Annotated in this window: 20 protein-coding genes; 15 read left to right on the top strand and 5 right to left on the bottom strand. The window is 49.9% G+C overall.

Translation table 11 applies throughout. The features are described 5' to 3' along the window. Nucleotides 1–141 precede the first annotated feature (141 nt). Nucleotides 142–771: a LexA family protein gene (locus GEOB_RS07640; protein WP_012646623.1), complete on the bottom strand. Its 630-nt coding sequence runs from the start codon at nt 769–771 to the stop codon at nt 142–144. A gap of 228 nt (nt 772–999) precedes the next feature. Here GEOB_RS07640 and GEOB_RS07635 point away from each other — a divergent pair, with 228 nt between their 5' ends. Then, nucleotides 1,000–3,003, top strand: a complete 2,004-nt coding sequence (locus GEOB_RS07635) for a sensor domain-containing diguanylate cyclase (protein WP_012646622.1) — start codon at nt 1,000–1,002, stop codon at nt 3,001–3,003. 22 nt (nt 3,004–3,025) lie between these two features. On the opposite strand, the gene GEOB_RS07630 is transcribed toward GEOB_RS07635, so the two are convergent. Further along, entirely contained in the window at nt 3,026–3,997 is a 972-nt protein-coding gene (locus tag GEOB_RS07630; protein WP_041267094.1) for a response regulator, read from the bottom strand. Nucleotides 3,998–4,172: 175 nt separating this feature from the next. On the opposite strand from GEOB_RS07630, the gene GEOB_RS07625 reads away from it, so the two are divergent. From GEOB_RS07625 to GEOB_RS07595, 7 genes are all read left to right on the top strand, one after another. Then, a complete protein-coding gene (locus tag GEOB_RS07625) occupies nt 4,173–5,141 on the top strand; it encodes a polyprenyl synthetase family protein (RefSeq protein ID WP_012646620.1) in 969 nt (322 codons plus the stop codon). A 135-nt stretch (nt 5,142–5,276) separates the two neighbouring features. Beyond that, nucleotides 5,277–5,525 carry a hypothetical protein gene (locus GEOB_RS19725; protein WP_012646619.1) on the top strand — a complete coding sequence of 83 codons (249 nt, stop codon included), beginning with the start codon at nt 5,277–5,279 and terminating at the stop codon, nt 5,523–5,525. Nucleotides 5,526–5,613: 88 nt separating this feature from the next. Continuing rightward, complete coding sequence (locus GEOB_RS07615; protein ID WP_012646618.1) at nt 5,614–6,717, top strand: two-component system sensor histidine kinase NtrB; 1,104 nt, start codon at nt 5,614–5,616, stop codon at nt 6,715–6,717. A gap of 25 nt (nt 6,718–6,742) precedes the next feature. Then, nucleotides 6,743–8,107, top strand: a complete 1,365-nt coding sequence (locus tag GEOB_RS07610; protein ID WP_012646617.1) for a sigma-54-dependent transcriptional regulator — start codon at nt 6,743–6,745, stop codon at nt 8,105–8,107. After that, nucleotides 8,104–8,607, top strand: a complete 504-nt coding sequence (locus GEOB_RS07605) for a TlpA disulfide reductase family protein (protein WP_012646616.1) — start codon at nt 8,104–8,106, stop codon at nt 8,605–8,607. Before GEOB_RS07610 ends, GEOB_RS07605 begins: the two co-directional genes overlap by 4 nt. Nucleotides 8,608–8,623: 16 nt before the next feature. Further along, nucleotides 8,624–9,352 carry a cytochrome c biogenesis CcdA family protein gene (locus GEOB_RS07600; protein WP_012646615.1) on the top strand — a complete coding sequence of 243 codons (729 nt, stop codon included), beginning with the start codon at nt 8,624–8,626 and terminating at the stop codon, nt 9,350–9,352. A 7-nt stretch (nt 9,353–9,359) separates the two neighbouring features. Continuing rightward, nucleotides 9,360–9,779 carry a VOC family protein gene (locus GEOB_RS07595; protein ID WP_012646614.1) on the top strand — a complete coding sequence of 140 codons (420 nt, stop codon included), beginning with the start codon at nt 9,360–9,362 and terminating at the stop codon, nt 9,777–9,779. A 32-nt stretch (nt 9,780–9,811) separates the two neighbouring features. Here the strand turns inward: GEOB_RS07595 and GEOB_RS07590 are convergent, their stop codons facing one another. From GEOB_RS07590 to lptF, 3 genes are read right to left on the bottom strand one after another with little or no spacing between them, the layout of a single operon-like run. Next, a complete protein-coding gene (locus GEOB_RS07590; RefSeq protein ID WP_012646613.1) occupies nt 9,812–10,732 on the bottom strand; it encodes an IPT/TIG domain-containing protein in 921 nt (306 codons plus the stop codon). A 55-nt stretch (nt 10,733–10,787) separates the two neighbouring features. After that, a complete protein-coding gene (gene lptG / locus GEOB_RS07585) occupies nt 10,788–11,897 on the bottom strand; it encodes an LPS export ABC transporter permease LptG (protein ID WP_327049817.1) in 1,110 nt (369 codons plus the stop codon). Continuing rightward, the gene (gene lptF / locus GEOB_RS07580) at nt 11,858–13,027 is read right to left on the bottom strand and encodes an LPS export ABC transporter permease LptF (RefSeq protein WP_012646611.1); all 1,170 of its coding nucleotides are present in this window, start codon (nt 13,025–13,027) and stop codon (nt 11,858–11,860) included. The genes lptG and lptF overlap by 40 nt, the downstream gene beginning before the upstream one ends. Before the next feature lie 214 nt (nt 13,028–13,241). Here lptF and rpsB point away from each other — a divergent pair, with 214 nt between their 5' ends. From rpsB to GEOB_RS07545, 7 genes are all read left to right on the top strand, one after another. Continuing rightward, nucleotides 13,242–14,009, top strand: coding sequence for a 30S ribosomal protein S2 (rpsB, locus tag GEOB_RS07575; RefSeq protein ID WP_012646610.1), 768 nt, complete (start codon nt 13,242–13,244; stop codon nt 14,007–14,009). Nucleotides 14,010–14,056: 47 nt separating this feature from the next. Next, the gene (gene tsf, locus GEOB_RS07570) at nt 14,057–14,707 is read left to right on the top strand and encodes a translation elongation factor Ts (protein ID WP_012646609.1); all 651 of its coding nucleotides are present in this window, start codon (nt 14,057–14,059) and stop codon (nt 14,705–14,707) included. An 85-nt stretch (nt 14,708–14,792) separates the two neighbouring features. Continuing rightward, on the top strand, nt 14,793–15,512 hold the full coding sequence (gene pyrH, locus GEOB_RS07565; protein WP_012646608.1) for a UMP kinase: 720 nt from the start codon (nt 14,793–14,795) through the stop codon (nt 15,510–15,512). Between the two features lies 1 nt (nt 15,513). After that, nucleotides 15,514–16,071, top strand: coding sequence for a ribosome recycling factor (frr, locus tag GEOB_RS07560; RefSeq protein WP_012646607.1), 558 nt, complete (start codon nt 15,514–15,516; stop codon nt 16,069–16,071). A 174-nt stretch (nt 16,072–16,245) separates the two neighbouring features. Next, nucleotides 16,246–16,995: an isoprenyl transferase gene (locus GEOB_RS07555; RefSeq protein WP_012646606.1), complete on the top strand. Its 750-nt coding sequence runs from the start codon at nt 16,246–16,248 to the stop codon at nt 16,993–16,995. A 29-nt stretch (nt 16,996–17,024) separates the two neighbouring features. Beyond that, entirely contained in the window at nt 17,025–17,819 is a 795-nt protein-coding gene (locus GEOB_RS07550) for a phosphatidate cytidylyltransferase (RefSeq protein ID WP_041267092.1), read from the top strand. Between the two features lie 25 nt (nt 17,820–17,844). Continuing rightward, the gene (locus tag GEOB_RS07545; protein ID WP_012646604.1) at nt 17,845–18,999 is read left to right on the top strand and encodes a 1-deoxy-D-xylulose-5-phosphate reductoisomerase; all 1,155 of its coding nucleotides are present in this window, start codon (nt 17,845–17,847) and stop codon (nt 18,997–18,999) included. Nucleotides 19,000–19,031 lie beyond the last annotated feature (32 nt).

Here is a 19,031-nt window from a genome sequence, read left to right as displayed (position 1 = left end):
GATTTAAGACGAAAAAAAACCTCGCTTTGCGAGGTTTTTTTATTCATATGGCAAACTGCTGAAGGTTGACTTGGAAGCTCCGGACAGGACGCATTGCCGCGAGCCTTGCAATAATCAATAATTATTTCCGATAACAACTTATTACAATTTAATTCTCCGCCATACATCAACCACTTTGCCGAGCATTTTCAGCTTGCTGTCCTTCTTGAAAGGAACATAAGCACGATTGTCCGGCGACAGGAATACATCTGAATCAACTATTCTGTAACGTCTCAGGATAGCTTCACCCCATCGATTATTAACCAGAACAATATCCCTGTTTTCGATCTCGCACTCTGTAGAGATTACGACCAGATCACCATCACAGATGGTGGGCGCCATGAAATCTCCTACCGAAAAAATGGCATACGACCCTTCCGCCCCTTGTGGCAAGGAAAGATAGTCGCAAATATCTTCCTTCACGAAAAAATGCGGAAAATCTTGGGGTATTTTTTTAAAAAGTGGCACATTTGATGGGCGTGACGCCTCTATTTGCAGTTCACGGAATTTCTCCCCATATCCAGTCTTGAGCCATTCTTTATTAATTCCATATGAATGGCATAAAGCAATGATTAAGGTGTCGGAAACGTTTTTTTTACCCCTTTCGACACCACTAAGGAAACCTTGAACGATCCCCAGTGAATCGGCAAATTCTTTCTGGGTCATGTCTTTGGCCTGCCGTATTTCCTTGATGCGCAAGCCCATCCGGCAATTCATTTCCTTTTCAGACATACCCTCCCTCTAACTTACAATGTCTTGACAAGCATATCTCTCAGTTAATATACTCAGGCAGAATGGCACCTCATAGCAATATTTATAATCTGTTCCCCATGACGATGCAACCCAAAAATCACCGTGTAATAATTGTTCGGCATTGATTATGTAAATACCGCTAATACCTCTGACAAAACCGATTTCACAAGCTGTGGTACACCTAAGTATTATCGGAGAGCTTCGGCCATGGAAGAAAAAGCTCAAAAAGCACCACCGGCTGAATTGCTGGCAAAACTTAAAAGCTATCCATTCCTTGCCCAGTACAATCTCAACCTTTATTCTCGAAGTAAAACCTCTTCAACGAATGGGACTTGTCAGTTTGAACCCTGCGGCTCTATAGTGCATGATGCTCTCAGCAATGAAATCGGCCTTAACTTCTTTGGCAGTCCGCTAAAGCCCGATCTACAGACAAAGAAAACAGCTGTTTACAGATACAACGGAGGATTTTTAAGTTTTGTTGTGTCCTTTGACATTGGCGGTACGGACTTCTGCCTGGTGGGCAACGGTGTAAGAGACAAACTGATTGACTTTTGGCAACTGGAAAGACTTTCACGGGCTGATAAAGTTGATGTATTTTCCCTTCTTAATCAGCTTGAAAAATTACCAGTAGCGACGATCCATGAACTGGAAGGGGTTGCAGAACAGATTCATGAGATTTTGCCATCATTGCAGGTCGAAAGACTGTATAAGTCCCTTTATGATCAGACTGTAAGCCGTCTGTCCATAGTAGTCGGCCTGCTTGAACAACTCGATGACCTGCAATCAACCGATGAACTCGTATCTTTTTCTACAGACCTTCTCGGCTTTGTCTTCGACTTTCCCAAGGTCGCTCTGGCGTTACTGGACATGGACAAAGAATGCTACTCAATTGTCGGTAAACTGGGACTGGAGAAAATTCACGACATACCTGAGACAAAAATAAAATCGTTTTTAACCAGAGACAGAAGCAGAAAAACCCTGAGATTTGAAGAAGAAGCAGCAGCAATATTCACAGGTATAACAGCCGAGCAAGTGATCTTTTTCCCTTTGAAAGCCGAAGGAAGCCATCTGGGCTTTATTTCTGTTTTTGACAGCGCGCCACATTCAGTGGATGTTTTATTGGTTGAGTTAATAGCCGCCAGGATAGCTGCCAAGATAAGACACCTGAAAAATGAGGCAGAACACCTGCAACTGAACGCCCTGTCGAACAAGCTTTTGTCCGTTACCAATACATTGCTGTTCGCGGAAAATAAAGATGAACTCTACAAGACTATACTGGAACTGGCAGCTGACCTGCTAAATGCCACCCAGGGATCAATTATGATGATGGATAAAAGCGGGGAAAGCTTGCATATTGTTTATACCATGGGGATGAGCCTGCATCTCGCCCAGTGCATGACTGTCAAGGTAGGTAGAGGGATAGCCGGCAAGGTGGCCAAGACCGGCATCCCGCTTTTGGTCGATGACATCGAAAAAGACAGCAGGATAGGCATCAGGAACAGGCCACGATTCAAGTCCAAATCCCTCATCTGCATTCCGTTGAAGCTTAAGGACAAGACCATCGGGGTGCTGAATCTATCCGATAAGGAAGATATGGCAGCCTTCACGGAATCTGACAAAAACCTTCTCACCTCTTTTGCCAATCTTGCTTCTCTGATGATTGAAAGAACTCTGGTTATTGAGGAATCAGTCATTTTCGAAAAAATGGCCGTAACTGATGCCTTAACCGGTCTTTATAACCGCCGCTTCCTCAAAAACCGTATTGAAGAAGAGCTTAATCGTAGTATTCGTCAAAAATTGAATTTGACAATACTGTTCATAGATCTGGATCATTTCAAGATTTACAATGACCTATGCGGCCACATTGCCGGTGATGAGGCGTTGAGAAAGACAGCTGCCATAATCAGGGCATCGGTCAGGGACATGGATATCGTAGCACGCTATGGAGGTGAAGAATTCTGCGCCATTTTACCCGGCACTTCAAAAACAGAGTCTTTGGCGGTAGCAGAGCGGATCCGCGCAGGAATTGAAAAGGAGGCTTTTCCGGAAGAAGAAAATCTTCCATTGGGGAGGCTTACGACTAGTATCGGCGTTGCTTCTTTCCCGGAAGACGGACACACGTTCACGTCACTGGTTCATGCTGCAGATGTGGCTTTATATCAGGCAAAGACTAGCGGCAGGAACGCTATTGTCGTGGCACACACGCCATGAGTAATACCTGATGCAACAGGGATCAAATTCCGTTTTTTCTGAGGCGATAACAGGTGCCTGCATTATCAAGGGCAATGGCTGCGTAAGTTGCAAGGGTCGTAACGAAATCTACCTCCGTGTCGGTAAACATTTTGCCTCCGGGGCGCCCGGAGATGTTGACCACCCCCACGACACGGTCCTTTATCTGCAGTGGCACCGACAGTATTCCCGGTGTGCTGAAAAGATCTCCACAGGTGTCTTCCTCAAGAAGCCTTACAGTAAGAGAAGCGGGTATATCGGACTCAATTGACAACGGTTTATTATCGGCAGCGACAAGACCTGATATACCCTGATCTTTCTGCATACTGAAAGTCTTTGCCAAATTGTGATCGATGCCGACACAGACCTTCATAGAAAATTTCATTCCTGATTTATCCAGTAGCAAAAGATAACCCTTTTCTGCCTTCAACTGTGCAACCGCACTCTCCACCAGTTTCCGCAAAATTGTACCAATATCCGTAGTCGAAGCCAGAGCGGCACAGGCACTGTTTAGTGTAGTCATCATCTGCAGCGTTTCTTCCAGGGCATGGTTCTTTTCTGAAAGGTCACGGATCAATCGCCGGTTTTCAACGGTCAGCGATTGTTTTTCCATGGTCCTGGCTACAACATTGTAGAGAATGGCCTCATCATCAATGGGCTTGACGATATAGTCGTAGGCACCAAGCCTCAAGGCCTTAATGGCAGTAAAAGATGATGCATTGCTGGAAATGATCACCACATCTATCTCCGGTTTCATTTCCTTTGCCAGTTTAAGCATGTTCAAGCCACTCATGCCCGGCAACATGATGTCAGTCAACACCATGTTGAATTCCTCAGCCCGAAAAAGCCTGACGGCTTCCTCCCCGGATGAGGCGCAGGTAACCCGATAACCCTTCTTCAACAGGAGCCCGTAGACCATTTTCTGAAAGGAAGGGGAATCGTCGACCACTAGTATATGGGGTGAAAAATTTGCCAAAGGTTCTCTCGCCGGGGTTGATTAACAGCACGGGAATGTTAGTGCAAGAGTATGTAAAAATCAACATAAATGAAGTCTCTTTCTGCTTACATCTGACAAGGCGCTGACCAGAAAAGCTTTGACAACAGTTAAGTCTTTCCTATAGTATTGGCCAAAATTCAGTAGAGGTCTGGCAATGGAAGCAGCACTTGCCCTTATTGGGGAAGATCTTACAAACGTAGAGCTACAGTTCAAGAAGGATCTTCATTCGGATGTACCGCTGATTCGCAAGGTGGGCGAATACGTTCTTGCCAGTGGCGGCAAAAGGATCCGACCAGCGCTGTTATTGCTTTCTGCAAAATTATGTGGCTACACCGGCAACAGGAATGTTGCCCTGGCCAGTGTCATAGAATTTATCCACACCGCAACCCTTCTCCACGACGATGTTGTCGACAACGCCAATCTCCGCCGCGGCATAGCTTCAGCTAATACATTGTGGGGCAATGAGGCCTCAGTTCTGGTCGGCGATTTTCTTTTTTCAAAATCATTCTCCTTGATGGTTGCCGATGGCGACCTGAAAATACTGAAGGTGCTTTCTGGCGCTACAACAATTATTGCCGAAGGCGAAGTGCTGCAGCTGATCTGTACCAGCGATCTGGACCTGACCCTGGAAAGATACATAGAGGTGGTAAAGGCAAAGACGGCCATTCTCCTATCGGCAGCGTGTCAATCCGGGGCCATTCTCGGCCAGGCGTCTTCCCAGCATGAAACCGCACTGCAGGAATTCGGCATGGACCTTGGAATTGCCTTTCAACTCATGGATGACACCCTCGACTATGTTGCCAGTGAAGAGCAGTTTGGCAAAAGTATCGGTCACGATCTTGAAGAGGGCAAAATAACCCTCCCCCTGATTCATACCCTCAGGCAATGTACTGCAGAGGAAAGAAGTCAGATCGGGACGATAATCGAAAAAGATATTCTCGAAGACCAGGACTTTTCAACTGTCTTTGATTTGGTGGGGAAATATGATGGGATAAAACATACAATTGCCGTTGCCAACGAGTACGTCAACCGTTGCAAAGGCCACCTCAATGTGTTCCCTGAGTCAACTGAAAAAGCTGCGCTTTTTGACTTGGCGGATTACGTCCTGACTCGCGTCAAATAGCAGCCTCCATCCGTTAAATCACAACTCCCGCAAATCCATTCCTCTAAACACTCCAACAATTCACACCTTGCTCTTGGCATAATTAGTGCTGTTTTCATGGAAAACACTCCCCCCTCAGCATCTCAGGTTACACAAATGCCCGACAGCGAACTGGTTCACCAGACACAAATGGAACTGGACGGCGACAACTACCAGATACTGGTCTTTTGTCGCAGAGATGGCAGATTTTTCGCCCAGACCCTTTTCGAGGATGACGACATCATCATAAGTGATGGCTTGAGCCTGCTTGATGCGTTGGGGAAGCATGAGAGACTTCTTCCCCTTGCCGTAGTTTCAAGGCAACTAAAAAGGTACCCTTTTAAATCCAGAACAAAGCGCCTTTAGCGAACTTGCCACCCTGAGTTCCTTCTCAATTATGATTTCCTGCATGTAAACCTTGCTTTCCATCCGCACATCATTTAGAAATATCCCCATGCAACAAATCAAAAATATCCGCCTTTTGATTGCAGCATCATCCATTCTCGGCATCAGTCTGCTGCATTACCTTACGCCACTGCACCTGCCAATGTTGCATGATGTTTTCCAAAGGCTCTACTACCTGCCAATTATTCTATCGGGGCTGTGGTTCGGCTTACGCGGCGGACTTACAGCATCACTTGTCGTAAGTATCATGTATGTTCCTCATATCCTTTTCCAATGGGGCATACATCCTTCCCTTGAGCTGGAAAAATACCTGGAAATTCTCCTCTACAATGTTGTCGGCGGAGTCACAGGGCTTCTTTCCCAGCGGGAAGAGACCCGCAGGGAAGAGCTGGAAAGAACCGCAAAAGGGCTTGAAGAATCCTACAGAAAACTCCATGAGCAGGCTGACCTGCTGATAAAGACCGAGGAGCAACTAAGACGGTCGGAGCGACTGTCGGCCCTCGGAGAACTGTCAGCAACCCTTGCCCACGAAATAAGAAACCCCTTGGGCTCCATAAAGGGGACGACCGAGATTCTCAAAGACAGCTTTGCTCCCGGAGAGAAAAAGTATGAGTTTCTGGAAATTTTGCTGAAGGAAGCAGACCGCCTCAATAGGGTCGTAGAAAACTTCCTGGGCTTGGCCAGCCCCGTACGGGTGGAGCAGAACAGATGTGATATAATGTTGGAGCTCAGGGAACTTGTTGCATTCACTACAGCGGAAGCATTATCCATGGAGGTAAAGGTCCGGCTGGAGCCGGCAGAAATACCACCCATCAAGGGTGACACGGAAAAATTGCGACAGGTTTTCCTGAACCTGCTGATGAATGCGCTGCAGGCCACTGGAACTGGCGGAGAAGTTGTGATCAGTGCTGTCGGTCCTCTGCATACCAGTGAAAATCAACCTGTCATAGAACTGTCTTTCGCCGATAACGGTCAGGGCATCGACCAGGAGATGCTTGAACGAATCTTCCAGCCTTTCTTCACGACAAAAAAGGGGGGTACAGGCCTGGGCCTGGCAATTACCCAGAAGATCGTCGAAAGCCACGGCGGCACCATCCGGGTTACCAGTACCAAAGGAAAAGGAACGACCTTCACCGTAATATTGCCCGCATAAGGCAAACGGGAGCTGCCATAAATCAATGACTGCAAAAATTCTTCTCATAGACGATGACACCTCATTACGTCGAGTTCTGGAATACAATCTCCAGGAGGAGGGATACGAGGTAATTACAGCTGTGGACGGTGAAACCGGCCTTGCGCTTTTTAACGAGCATTCTCCTCCCCTGGTGATAACCGATCTTAAGATGCCTGGTATCACAGGCTTCCAGGTCCTCTCCACCATTAAGGAGCGATCACCGGCGACGCTGGTCATAGTTATCACCGCCTTTGGCGCCATTGACACTGCCATAGAAGCAATGAAACTGGGCGCTCACGACTATATTACCAAGCCTTTCAACCGCGATCAGTTGAAGCTGGTTGTGAAAAAAGCCCTGGAACTGCGCGGACTGACCGAAGAGAACCGGCTTCTCAAAGAAGAACTGACGGAACGTGCCGAATTCAGAAACATCATCGGCATCTCACCCGGCATGGAGCAGGTATTTCATATTGTCAGAAAAGTAGCCGATACGGATGCCACCGTCCTGATAACAGGAGAGTCCGGCACCGGCAAGGAACTGGTAGCCAAATCGATCCATTCGCTCTCATCCCGTCGCAGCCGGCCTTTTGTGCCGATAAACTGCGCGGCAATTCCCCGGGAATTACTGGAAAGCGAGCTTTTCGGCCATGTCAAGGGAGCTTTTACCGGTGCAGTGCGGGATAAGACGGGCAAACTGGAGACAGCCGATGGTGGCACCCTGTTTCTGGATGAAGTGGGTGAGTTGCCGGTTGACCTGCAACCAAAGCTTTTACGCGCTCTGCAGGAAAGGATCGTGGAACCGGTGGGGGGAATAAGCCCCAGGAGAATTGATGTGCGCGTCATTGCCGCAACCAATGTTGATCTGGAAAAGGCAATCGAAGAAGGTGCCTTTCGCGAAGACCTGTTTTATCGTCTGTCGATCATTCCGGTCCACCTTCCACCGTTGCGCGAAAGAGCTGACGACGTGCTGCTTCTCACCAGACACTTCACGGCAAAACATGGCGGAGGCGGGGTCAATTTTACGCCTAAAGCTCTTGAAGCCTTGAAACAGTATCATTGGCCGGGCAATGTCCGGGAGCTGGAAAATACCATCGAGCGCCTGCTTATCATGCGTAATGGTGAAACCATTGATATCGGGGACATCCCTCCGAAACTCCTCGGCGTCAGAAAGGTAACTGAGGTTGGGGTGATAAACCTGCCTGCATCGGGCTATTCCCTGGAGCAACTTGAACGGGAAATCGTGGTCGAGGCGCTGGAAAGAAATGATTGGAACCAGACTGCCGCCGCGCGATTTCTCCGCATCCCCCGGCACACCCTTATTTATAGAATGGAAAAATACAATATAACTCCCCAGGAGCGGAAAAAATGAAAAGATTCTTTTTTGCAATGCTGATTCTATGTACCCTTGTAACTGCCTGTACCCGCGGCAGTGAACCTGTCACAGAGGGAAAAGTCGCACCGGATTTCACTCTGAAGGATCTTTCGGGCCGTGAAATTCACCTTTCCGACTTAAAGGGCAAGGTGGTCTTTCTCAATTTCTGGGCAACATGGTGCCCCCCGTGTCGGGAAGAAATTCCATCAATGATGAAACTTAATCAGGCAATGGCAGGTAAACCTTTCGAGATGCTGGCGGTATCCATAGATGAGGGAGGTAAGGATGCAGTTGAAAATTACTTCAAGAAATCAGGATTGATGCTGCCGGCCCTGCTGGATGCGGATAACGCCATAAGCAAGCGTTACGGGACAACAGGGGTACCCGAAACTTTTATCCTGGACAAAAAGGGTGTTATACTGAAAAAAATCGTTGGTGGCATGGACTGGAGCGACCCCCAGGTGATCGCCTATTTCAATGAAATAATCAGCCGTTAATCGAGGGACTACTGCAATGGGATCTTCTAACATAACCATTTTCGGCGCTCTGATCGCCGGTTTTCTTTCTTTTCTTTCCCCCTGCGTTTTACCGCTCATCCCTTCGTACATAACCTACATAACCGGGCTGTCCTTTAACGATCTGCAGGCCGAGCACCCGTCACATAAAGTCAGACAGCAGACGATAATACATTCCCTTTGCTTCATCGCGGGTTTTACCAGCGTGTTTGTCCTGCTTGGCGCATCGGCCACCTTTATAGGATCATTCCTGCAATCGCACATGACCCTTTTACAGAAGGTGGGGGGAGCACTGATCTTCATTTTCGGCATACATGTGACAGGCATCTTCGACATCGGCATGCTGCTCGGTGAAAAGAGGCTGACTCTTCATCGCAAGCCCGCAGGGTTCCTGGGCAGCTTTGTCGTCGGGGTTGCTTTTTCTGCCGGCTGGACCCCCTGCATTGGGCCGATCCTCGCCTCGATTCTAATGGTGGCCGCCACCGAAAGCACCATCTATAGAGGCGTATCCCTTTTGCTTGCTTATTCCATCGGCCTTGCCGTACCGTTCTTCCTTTCTTCCCTGGCGTTGCATCAATTCCTCGTCCTCTTTACCCGCTTCAAAAAGTACATTCGCATCTTTGAAATCATCACCGGCGTCTTTCTAATGGTAGTCGGAATCCTTATTTTCACCAACAATCTTTCTCTCTTCAGCAGATATGCCACCATCTGGTTCGGTGGAGAGTAACTGTTCCGTGTCCGATAAAACTCGCGTCTCCATACAGTTGGTTGTTTCAGATCTGGGAGTAACAGAAGCTTTCTATGGCGGCATCCTTCAGATGCCCGTCGAGAGAGCACTTACGTCTCCCGGCGCACCGGAACATCTGGTGATGGCCCAGGATGGTTGGACGGTCATTTTTGTGGAAGAGTCTGCGGTGCTCCATGCGCACGCCATTCTGGAGGAAAGACTCACCGCCTTCCCAAAAGGAATAGGAATGACAATTCATTTTCGGGTGGATGAAATAGAGGAGATTTACGATGCCCTGCTGGATGAGGAGCTGGAAATACTCTACCCCCTGGAATTGAAACCTTACCGGGTCTTCGAGCTATGGTGCTTCGACCCTGACGGGTATCTTGTAGTGCTGGAACAGCCTCTGGAAACAATCACCGGCTAAAAAAAGTCACAGTAAGCAGGGCACCAGGGCTTTCATGGCGCATTCACTGACACCACCGGACTTTCCTCACCATTGGGATTAACTACCTGGATGCTGAAATTTTTAGTTGTTGAATCGTATGGATGGCGCTGATAGATGAGCCGGTTGCAATCCAGGTAAATCAGCTTTTCCCTCCCCCCAGGTGGCACATCTCCACTGGAAAGCCTCACCCCATCCACAACCAGCAAGGAACCCTGAAGAAAGTTCCGGCCGTCTATGATAAGTTCATAGTAGTTGACGAAGTCCCCTCCCCGGCTCACATTGGCAACCTCTGGCCGGCTGTTGACAAACAGGGCTATGGCAGCGGAAACTTCATCTGTCGGATTCTTCACCTGGATCTGGTGCAGACCGCTGGCAAGCAGCGATGGTGCGGTAAAGGAGATCGCCTCTTTACCAAGAAATCTGCTTTTTATGACAGCCCCATCAAGAAGCACCTGGGCTCCATCACGAAAGTTCCTGCCACTGATGGCAACCTCCCTTTCTCTCCCAGCTGCACAGTTATAGATGGTATCTGGCACGATTCCGGTTACCACCGGTTTCTGTGCCTGCAACGAAAAATTGTAAGCCTTGCTGGTGGCGCCATCCTCCCGCTTCACATAAAGCGCATACAGCCCAGGCGGGAGGTCGGGTATTTCAAAGGTTAGTATTTTGGGGCTAGCGACCTTGGTCGCCATGCTGAAGCTGCCCAGATAGGCGATTGTTTTATCGGTGAAGCCCGTACCGCTCAGGGTAACCGTGGTGCCGGGCTCTCCCTGTGCAGGAATAATACTCAGGATGCCCATGGCAGATGCTTGATCTTCTGCTGCAACGGTTCGAGTCGTGATCCTTTTTCCTGAAGCCTTAACGGTTGCCGCAAAACCTGCTTGTGGGACATTCAGCAGCATCAACAGAAAAAAAATTACAGCACATCTCATTGTCAGCCTCCTTGAGATCCGGCTATTGGCAATTAAACCACCGACTGCACCCTTGTCAATTTTCTGCTTTCAAGGCAAACCATATGCCGATCATGAGGAAAATGCCATTGGTCGACCAGGCCGAAATCACAGGGGACAAGACACCAGCCTGGCCGAAAGACAAGACGATTGAATTGAGAACAAAAAAGCCGAAGCCGATGCCCAGGCTGGCACTTATGCCCAGGGCGATACCGCTGGAACGGCTGCCACGAACGGCAAAAGGGACCCCGAGAAACGCCATGACCAGTGGAGCAAATGCCAGGGATATCCTGCCATGCATCTGTGCGAGATAGCGGGTCGGGTCGTACCCGCCTTTCCTCAGTTTCTCGCAATAGGCAGCCAGTTCCCGAATGCCCATATTGTCGGAAAACTTCCTCATGACCTTGAGATCAGTAGCCCTGAGATTCAATGGCACCGGCATGGATGCAACTTCACTGGTCTTGATGATATTACTTTCCGAAAATTCACGGGCTACCACATCCGTCAGTAGCCATCCGCCGGCATCAAGTTTTGCCGTAGCTGCATCCAGCCGCTGTTCGGGCTGCATTCCTGCCCCCATTCTCCAGACAGTTATCCCTTTCAGCTGACCGCTCGCAGGATCGAACAGGTTCGCTTTGAGTATAAAGTTATCATCCCGATGCCATATGTTCATCTGCCGGAAAAACAAGTTAGGGCTCTTCTTTTCTATCAAGACTTCCCGGATATATTGCCCCTGAACGATACAGCGCGGCAGGACATATTCATTGATCGCCAGATTGAGAATGCTCACGCTGAAGGCAATGACAAGTATGGGCATGGCTATACGGCCGAGACTGAGCCCACAGCCACGCATGGCGGTCAATTCACTGCTCATGGAGAACATACCCAAAGTAAGGAGGGTTGCCATCAGCACTGCCATGGCCGACGTCTGGCAGATCACCTCCGGTATTCTGGTCAGAAAAAACAGTGCGATATAAGCAGGATTGGCGCCCGCAAAACGGCCTATCTTCTCCAGAAAATCAACCACGAGAAAAATGGCGATGAACGTTCCCAGGCAAAGACAGAGAATTCTCGCGTATGCTGCAGCTACGAACCGATTGAAGATTTTCATCGGCTTGAGCCCCTCTTCGTCAATCTGCTTACCCATGAAGCAATGCAGGAAAAGTAATCGAACAGTGCTATTTTTTCCTCTGCCGCGGTTTTTCGGAAAAGATAGATGCCGAAAGCGACAAAGAGCATGTTAGGGACCCAGGCGGCGAGAAATGGATTTAGAAGCTCTTTTTCCCCCAGAGTCTTGCATGCAGAAAGAATGATGTAATACAAAAGTAGCAGAAAAATACTTATGGCAAACCCGGCAGCTTTCCCTGAACGCTGGTTCTGTATGCCGAGGGGCATTCCCACCAAGGTGAAGATGAGGCAGGCAAAGGGAAGTGAAAAGCGCCGATGGTATTCGAGGCGCATTTCCAGCCTTCCTTTATTGTCAAAGTGGTTGGAGTTCCAGTTGGTCCGCAGTTCAGCCAGGGACATGTCCCGCTCGTCCCTTTTTACCGCTTGGGATGCCTGGCTGAGGTTTATATGCAGATCGTAATCACTGAATTGAACCAGGCGATAACCCTCTCTTCCGGCAGTGCGGTGGATACTGCCGCTGGCCAGGTGCAGCCTCACCGACCGTGAAGCATGGTCCGCATTAATGGTCCCATGTCCGGCCATAATGGTGGAAGGCTCAAGGGGATCTCTCTCATCCTGGATGATGATGCCGGACATGACCTGAGTGCGCTCGTCGTAACCGTCGCAGTAGATAACGATTCCGGGAAAATCACCGTTAAAAACCTTCTCCTTCACGCCAAGGGATACTCGGTTCTCCACCACCGTTACCAGCAGGTCCTTGAATGCAGAATTCCCCTTGGGAACGGCATAGATGGTGATAAAGGCACCAGCCAGATAGGTGATGACTGCAAGGGAAAAAACAGGCGGCAGCAATCCATACAGGCTTATGCCGCTGGCTTTCATGGCAATGATCTCGCTGTCGCCGGAAAGCCTGCCGAAGGCAAGCAGGATGGCAAGAAGAAAGGCCATGGGAATGGTAACTAAGAGAAATGAAGGGAGCAGATAGAGTATCATCCGCAGGACGTCGCCCAGTGGCACCCCCTTGGTAACGACCATGTCCGTCAGCCTCAGCAGACGCCCCATGAGCAGGACAAAAGTGAAAGTGGCAACTCCCAGGAAGAACGGAGGAGGTATTTCCTTGAAAATATAGCGGTAAAGGGTACTGTTCATAAACGATCGCATGATACATGAGATAACCGGTGAAGTAAAGGAGAGTGAATGCCACATGCCCACGTAAGCGGTAAAATTACCTTGCTAACACCATGACATTGTGCTATATAAATTCGCTATTTCAAATTCACACGCCCTCTTTATAACCGGTGGTGTCCTGATGGATTCCGGTGGAAGTTGGGAGCGGCGGAGGGAAAACCAAAGGAGAAACAATATGTCGAACATCACCATGAAGGAACTGCTGGAAGCTGGCGTCCATTTCGGTCACCAGACAAAGAGATGGAACCCGAAGATGAAGCCTTACATCTTTGGCGCCCGTAACGGAATCTACATAATTGACCTGCAGAAGACGGTCAGACTTTTCAAGAGCGCCTATAATTTCGTATTTGAAGCGGCTCAAGCAGGCGAGACAATGCTTTTCGTCGGCACCAAGAAGCAGGCACAGGACTCCGTTGCCGAAGAGGCACAGCGTTGCGGAATGTTCTTCGTCAATGATCGCTGGCTGGGTGGAATGCTTACCAACTTCTCCACTGTCAAACAGAGCATAGAGCGGCTTAAGCGAATCGACGCCATGTTCGCGGACGGAACCATTGAAGCGTATACCAAAAAGGAAGCCCTGCAGATGGAAAAGGAGCGGGTTAAACTGGAGAAGACCCTTGGCGGCATCAAGGGCATGAACAAGCTCCCCGGCCTGCTTTTCGTCATTGATCCGAAAAACGAGGAGATTGCCGTCAGCGAAGCGAAAAAACTCGGCATTCCCGTTGTCGCCATCGTCGATACCAACTGCGATCCTGATAACATCGACTACGTTATCCCTGGCAACGACGACGCCATTCGTGCCATTCGCCTTCTCACCAGCAAGGTCGCCGACGCCATGATCGAAGGAGGCCAGGCGCGCAATACCCAGCTTCAAACAGACACTGAGGGAGCTGAGTTTGCTGCAGGTGAAGAAACAGGCGAAGGAACTGTTGCTGAAGCATAATTTTAAAAAAAACGCATTCAGATCAGCACTGATCTTGGAGGATAAAAGTGAGTATTACAGCTACGCAAGTTAATGAATTGAGAAAAGCTACGGGCGCAGGCCTGATGGATTGCAAGAAAGCGCTGACGGAAACCGGTGGAGATCACGAGCAGGCTGTCGATTACCTGCGCAAGAAGGGACTTGCCGCCGCTTCCAAGAAAGCCGGTCGGGCTGCCACCGAAGGTCTGGTCGGCTCTTACATCCATGCCGGCGGGAAGATCGGCGTGCTTGTCGAAGTAAACTGCGAAACGGATTTCGTCGCCAAGAATGAAGGTTTCCAGAATTTCGTCAAAGACGTCGCCATGCACATTGCCGCGGCATCCCCGCTCTACGTGCGCCGTGAAGAGGTCGATCCTTCCGTACTGGAGCGGGAAAAGGAAATATACCGGGCAAAGGCCAAGGAAAGCGGCAAACCCGACAACATAGTCGAGAAGATCATTGAGGGGCAGGTCAACAAATTCTATGGCGATATCTGCCTCCTTGAGCAGGCGTTCGTCAAGGACCCGGACAAAACCGTCCAAACGTATCTGAATGAGACGATCGCCACCATCGGTGAGAATATCAGCATCCGACGGTTCGCAAAATTCAATCTCGGCGAAGGGTTGGAAAAGAAAGAAAGCGATTTTGCAGCGGAAGTTGCTGCCGCTGCCGGCGCCTGACAGGCAATAAGAGGCCGGCCATTTCAGTGGCCGGCCTTTTTTGTGTTGTAGACATAACTCCGCATATAAAATGAAGGTAACGATCATGAGCAAGCTACGATACAAAAGGGTCCTTCTGAAACTTTCAGGGGAAGCGCTTGCCGGCGAACAGGGATACGGCATCGAACCCAAAACCATTACGACTATCGCCAATGAGATAAAAGAGGTCGTTGCCTGCGGGGTGCAACTTTCCCTGGTCATCGGCGGAGGCAACATTTTCCGCGGGCTGGCAGCGTCCTCCAAGGGCATGGATCGCGCCAGCGCCGACTATATGGGCATGCTGGCCACCATGATCAACTCGCTGGCCATGCAGGACGCACTGGAGAAGGTAGGCGTTGATACGCGTGTCCAATCGGCCATTGCCATGCAGGAAGTTGCCGAACCATACATCCGCCGTCGGGCCATCAGACACCTGGAAAAAGGGAGAGTGGTCATCTTCGGCGCAGGTACCGGCAATCCCTATTTCACCACCGACACGGCCGCCAGCCTCAGGGCAATGGAGGTAGGCGCCGAGGTGATCCTCAAGGGAACAAAGGTTGACGGCGTGTATACTGCCGATCCGAAAAAGGATGTCAATGCTGTCAAATTCGCCCAGCTCACCTATATCGAAGTGCTGAAAAAAGGGCTGCAGGTTATGGACGCAACCGCCACCTCCCTGTGCATGGATAACAACCTCCCGATTATAGTTTTCGATGTCACCACTGACGGAAATGTTAAAAAAGTCGTTTGCGGCGAACCGATCGGCACCATAGTGAAAGGAGAATAGCATGACCAAGGATGTCATTAGCGGCATGAGCAGTCATATGGACAAGACTATTGATTCACTGCGCAAGGAATACCAGAAGGTTCGCACTGGTCGCGCCAGCACCAGCCTTCTCGATGAGATAAAGGTCGACTTCTATGGTACGCTGTCACCGCTGAATCAGGTTGCAACCCTTGCAGTCCCCGAGCCCCGTACCATAACCCTGCAGCCTTGGGATGCAAAAATGATCCCCCCCATTGAGAAGGCAATAATGAATGCCAACCTGGGGCTCACCCCCGCCAATGACGGTAAGCTCATCCGTCTGAACCTCCCTCCTCTTACAGAGGAAAGGCGCAAAGAGATCGTCAAGCAGCTTAAGAAATTTGCCGAGGATGCGAAAGTCGCGGTGAGGAATATCCGCCGTGAAGCAATCGACGACCTGAAGAAGCTGGAAAAGGAAAAGAAAATCTCCGAAGATGACTTGAAACGTGCGGAGAAGGATGTCCAGGATGTGACCAACAGCCATGTGGCACGGATTGACGAAGTGTTGCTCCACAAGGAAAAAGAGGTTATGGAAGTTTGATGCCTCCTCTGTCAGCAATTGGCAGCACAATTTGCCTTGCACTATACTTGAAAAGCGGTTTCCCCCTCTCACCAGGGGATTTTTTTATTTGAAGAGATGTTCCTTGGCCAGTACCCGGTAACAGCATGTTCTATCGTCAGATAGCCTGACGGTGTCGATTTCTTGGGAAGGTGTATGCACAGATTTGACAAGAGCAGTCTCCCCCACCACCTGGCAGTGATTATGGATGGTAATGGACGCTGGGCAAAGCAACAGATGTTGAAAAGAATCGTTGGACATCAGAAGGGCGTGGAAACCGTCCGCCTGATAGTGGAAGAATGCTCAAAGCTGGAAATTGCCTATCTGACGCTGTTCGCCTTCTCAGCCGAGAACTGGTTGAGGCCGAAAACAGAAGTAAAAGCCCTCATGGCCCTGCTGAAGAAATTTGTCCGATCCGAACTCGGCCGCATGATGAGCAACAACATCCGTTTCAATGTCATCGGCAATCGGACCGAACTGCCCGCCGACATCAACGCGGAAATCAGTGCGGCCATCGCCAAGACCGAGACCAACACTGGTATGCTCCTGACTCTTGCTCTCTCCTATGGAGGGCGACAGGAAATAGCCGGTGCTGCCAGGAAGATTGCCTGTGATGTTGCTGCAGGCAACATCAAACCAGAGGAAATCGACGAGAAGACCTTCAACAATTACCTTTACACTGCAGCCATGCCGGAACCCGATTTTCTTATCAGAACAAGTGGAGAGATGCGGATCAGCAATTTTCTCCTCTGGCAGTTGGCCTACACCGAGCTTTACTTCAGCGATGTGAACTGGCCTGATTTCGACAAAAAGGAGTTGTATAAGGCATTCCACCATTATCAATCGCGGGAACGCAGGTTCGGCAAAACCAGCGACCAGCTGCAGACCGGAATGCCTACCGCTTGACAAGCCACAGTACGGAAGAGGAGTGACATATCAAACGGCTAGCCACTGCAATAGTTCTTTTGCCCCTGCTCATACTGCTCATCGTCAAGGGGACTCCATTCGCCTTCTCCTGTTTCATTATCATTGTCTCCCTCCTGGGACTTGCTGAATTTTATCAGATGGCAATGCCCGACAGAAAGACGGAGGGACGAGTGGCAGCAGTTGCCGGTGCATTGGTCCTGACATCCTTTTTCCCTGCCGATCGCATCGTTATTCTTACCGCCATATCAGCCTTTGTCCTCTGCTTTTCACTTGTCATTCTCTTCAGGTTCCGGGACATCAGGCAAGCCGCCCAGGAATCGGCGCTGATGATGATGGGATTGCTATATGTTCCGCTGCTACTGGGGCATCTCATCCTGCTGCGCAATCTCGAATATGGCAAACAGTGGATTCTGCTCATGCTCGTCATCGTCATGAGCGGCGATAGCGCCGCCTACTACTGCGGTTCGACCTGGGGCCGGACCAGGCTCTACCCCGAAGTAAGCCCGAAAAAAAGCGTCGAAGGCTCCCTTGGCGGCCTCTTCGGCAGCATTTTCGGTGCAGTGGCAACAAAACTGATTTTTTTTCCCCAACTCTCTTTTTTGGACTGTATCCTGACCGCCGTTCTCCTTGGCGTGCTCGGGCAGTTGGGCGATCTTTTCGAATCCCTTCTCAAGAGGAGTTGCGGTGTCAAGGATTCGGGAACCATTATCCCCGGCCACGGCGGAATTCTTGATCGTCTCGACAGCATACTTTTTGCTGCCCCGGCGGCTTTCTTCTACGCCTATTTCATTTTCAGACCATGATTCATATTCTTCAAAGTGAGGCGCAATGAAAAATCTTACCATCCTCGGTTCCACCGGATCGATCGGCGTCAGCACGCTGGAAATAGTCGCGGCACACCCGGAAAAATTCAAGATCATTGCTCTTACAGCCGGAGAAAATATTGATTTGCTGAAGGAGCAGATCGATGCATTTGCGCCGCAGCTGGTCGCCGTCAAGAATGAAGAGCTTGCCTTGAAACTGGAAGGAATGCTTTCCTGCAGAAAGACCGCAGTCATGTATGGTGTAGAGGGAATGATCGCTGCTGCAACAGCCTCGGATACCAACATGGTAGTCGCAGCCATCGTCGGAGCTGCCGGATTGCTTCCCACGTCCGCAGCCATCGAGGCAGGCAAGGATATCGCTCTTGCCAATAAAGAGACTCTCGTCACGGCTGGCCGCCTTATCATGGATATGGTCAAGACCCGTGGTGTCAAGCTCTATCCTGTAGACAGCGAGCACAGCGCCGTCTTTCAATCGCTGCAGGGACATCGCAAGGAGGACGTAAGGCGGATCATTCTCACCGCTTCCGGCGGCCCGTTCCTCAACCTCTCAGGAGAAAAACTAGCACAGGTGACGGTAAAGGACGCCCTCAATCATCCCAACTGGAGCATGGGACAGAAGATCACCATCGATTCAGCCTCCATGATGAACAAGGGACTTGAAGTCATCGAAGCCAGTTGGCTGTTCGACATGCCGGCAGAGAAAATCTCGGTTAATATCCATCCGCAAAGCATCATTCATTCCATGGTAGAATATAATGATGGATGTGTCATGGCCCAGATGGGCATTCCAGACATGAAGGCACCGATCGCCTACGCCCTCACCTATCCCGGCAGGGTGCCGACTGGGGTAAAGCCGCTGGATCTTACAACGCTTTCAGGACTTACCTTCTTTAATCCGGATGTAGTACGCTTCCCGGCGCTGCAACTGGCTTACCGGGCAATGAAAGATGGGGAGAGCATGCCGACCGTCATGAATGCCGCCAACGAAGTGGCTGTAGCTGCGTTTTTATCCGGCAGAATAAAGTTCACGGACATCGCCCGTTCAATTGAAAAAACCATGGATCTTCATCATCCCCGCAGCCTTTCCAGCATCGAAGATGTAATTGAAATCGATCAATGGGGCCGCGAGAGGTGTTCGGAACTTCTCCAATCCTTTTGAGTCGTATGCTTGAAAATATGAATTTTACTCCA

The organism is Geotalea daltonii FRC-32 (assembly GCF_000022265.1).
GTDB classification, from domain to species: domain Bacteria; phylum Desulfobacterota; class Desulfuromonadia; order Geobacterales; family Geobacteraceae; genus Geotalea; species Geotalea daltonii.
The sequence above is the reverse complement of the archived record's forward strand: the minus strand, read 5'-3'. Positions and strand labels throughout refer to the sequence as shown.

Bases quoted from the DNA above. Each gene is read 5' to 3' on its own strand.
- GEOB_RS07555 (WP_012646606.1), top strand. From the start codon at position 16,246: ATGCACAGATTTGACAAGAGCAGTCTCCCCCACCACCTGGCAGTGATT.
- GEOB_RS07545 (WP_012646604.1), top strand. From the start codon at position 17,845: ATGAAAAATCTTACCATCCTCGGTTCCACCGGATCGATCGGCGTCAGC.
- GEOB_RS07635 (WP_012646622.1), top strand. From the start codon at position 1,000: ATGGAAGAAAAAGCTCAAAAAGCACCACCGGCTGAATTGCTGGCAAAA.
- GEOB_RS07615 (WP_012646618.1), top strand. From the start codon at position 5,614: ATGCAACAAATCAAAAATATCCGCCTTTTGATTGCAGCATCATCCATT.
- GEOB_RS07600 (WP_012646615.1), top strand. From the start codon at position 8,624: ATGGGATCTTCTAACATAACCATTTTCGGCGCTCTGATCGCCGGTTTT.
- frr (WP_012646607.1), top strand. From the start codon at position 15,514: ATGACCAAGGATGTCATTAGCGGCATGAGCAGTCATATGGACAAGACT.
- lptF (WP_012646611.1), bottom strand. From the start codon at position 13,027: ATGAACAGTACCCTTTACCGCTATATTTTCAAGGAAATACCTCCTCCG.
- pyrH (WP_012646608.1), top strand. From the start codon at position 14,793: ATGAGCAAGCTACGATACAAAAGGGTCCTTCTGAAACTTTCAGGGGAA.
- GEOB_RS07605 (WP_012646616.1), top strand. From the start codon at position 8,104: ATGAAAAGATTCTTTTTTGCAATGCTGATTCTATGTACCCTTGTAACT.
- GEOB_RS07625 (WP_012646620.1), top strand. From the start codon at position 4,173: ATGGAAGCAGCACTTGCCCTTATTGGGGAAGATCTTACAAACGTAGAG.
- GEOB_RS07610 (WP_012646617.1), top strand. From the start codon at position 6,743: ATGACTGCAAAAATTCTTCTCATAGACGATGACACCTCATTACGTCGA.
- lptG (WP_327049817.1), bottom strand. From the start codon at position 11,897: ATGGGTAAGCAGATTGACGAAGAGGGGCTCAAGCCGATGAAAATCTTC.
- GEOB_RS19725 (WP_012646619.1), top strand. From the start codon at position 5,277: ATGCCCGACAGCGAACTGGTTCACCAGACACAAATGGAACTGGACGGC.
- GEOB_RS07640 (WP_012646623.1), bottom strand. From the start codon at position 771: ATGTCTGAAAAGGAAATGAATTGCCGGATGGGCTTGCGCATCAAGGAA.
- rpsB (WP_012646610.1), top strand. From the start codon at position 13,242: ATGTCGAACATCACCATGAAGGAACTGCTGGAAGCTGGCGTCCATTTC.
- GEOB_RS07590 (WP_012646613.1), bottom strand. From the start codon at position 10,732: ATGAGATGTGCTGTAATTTTTTTTCTGTTGATGCTGCTGAATGTCCCA.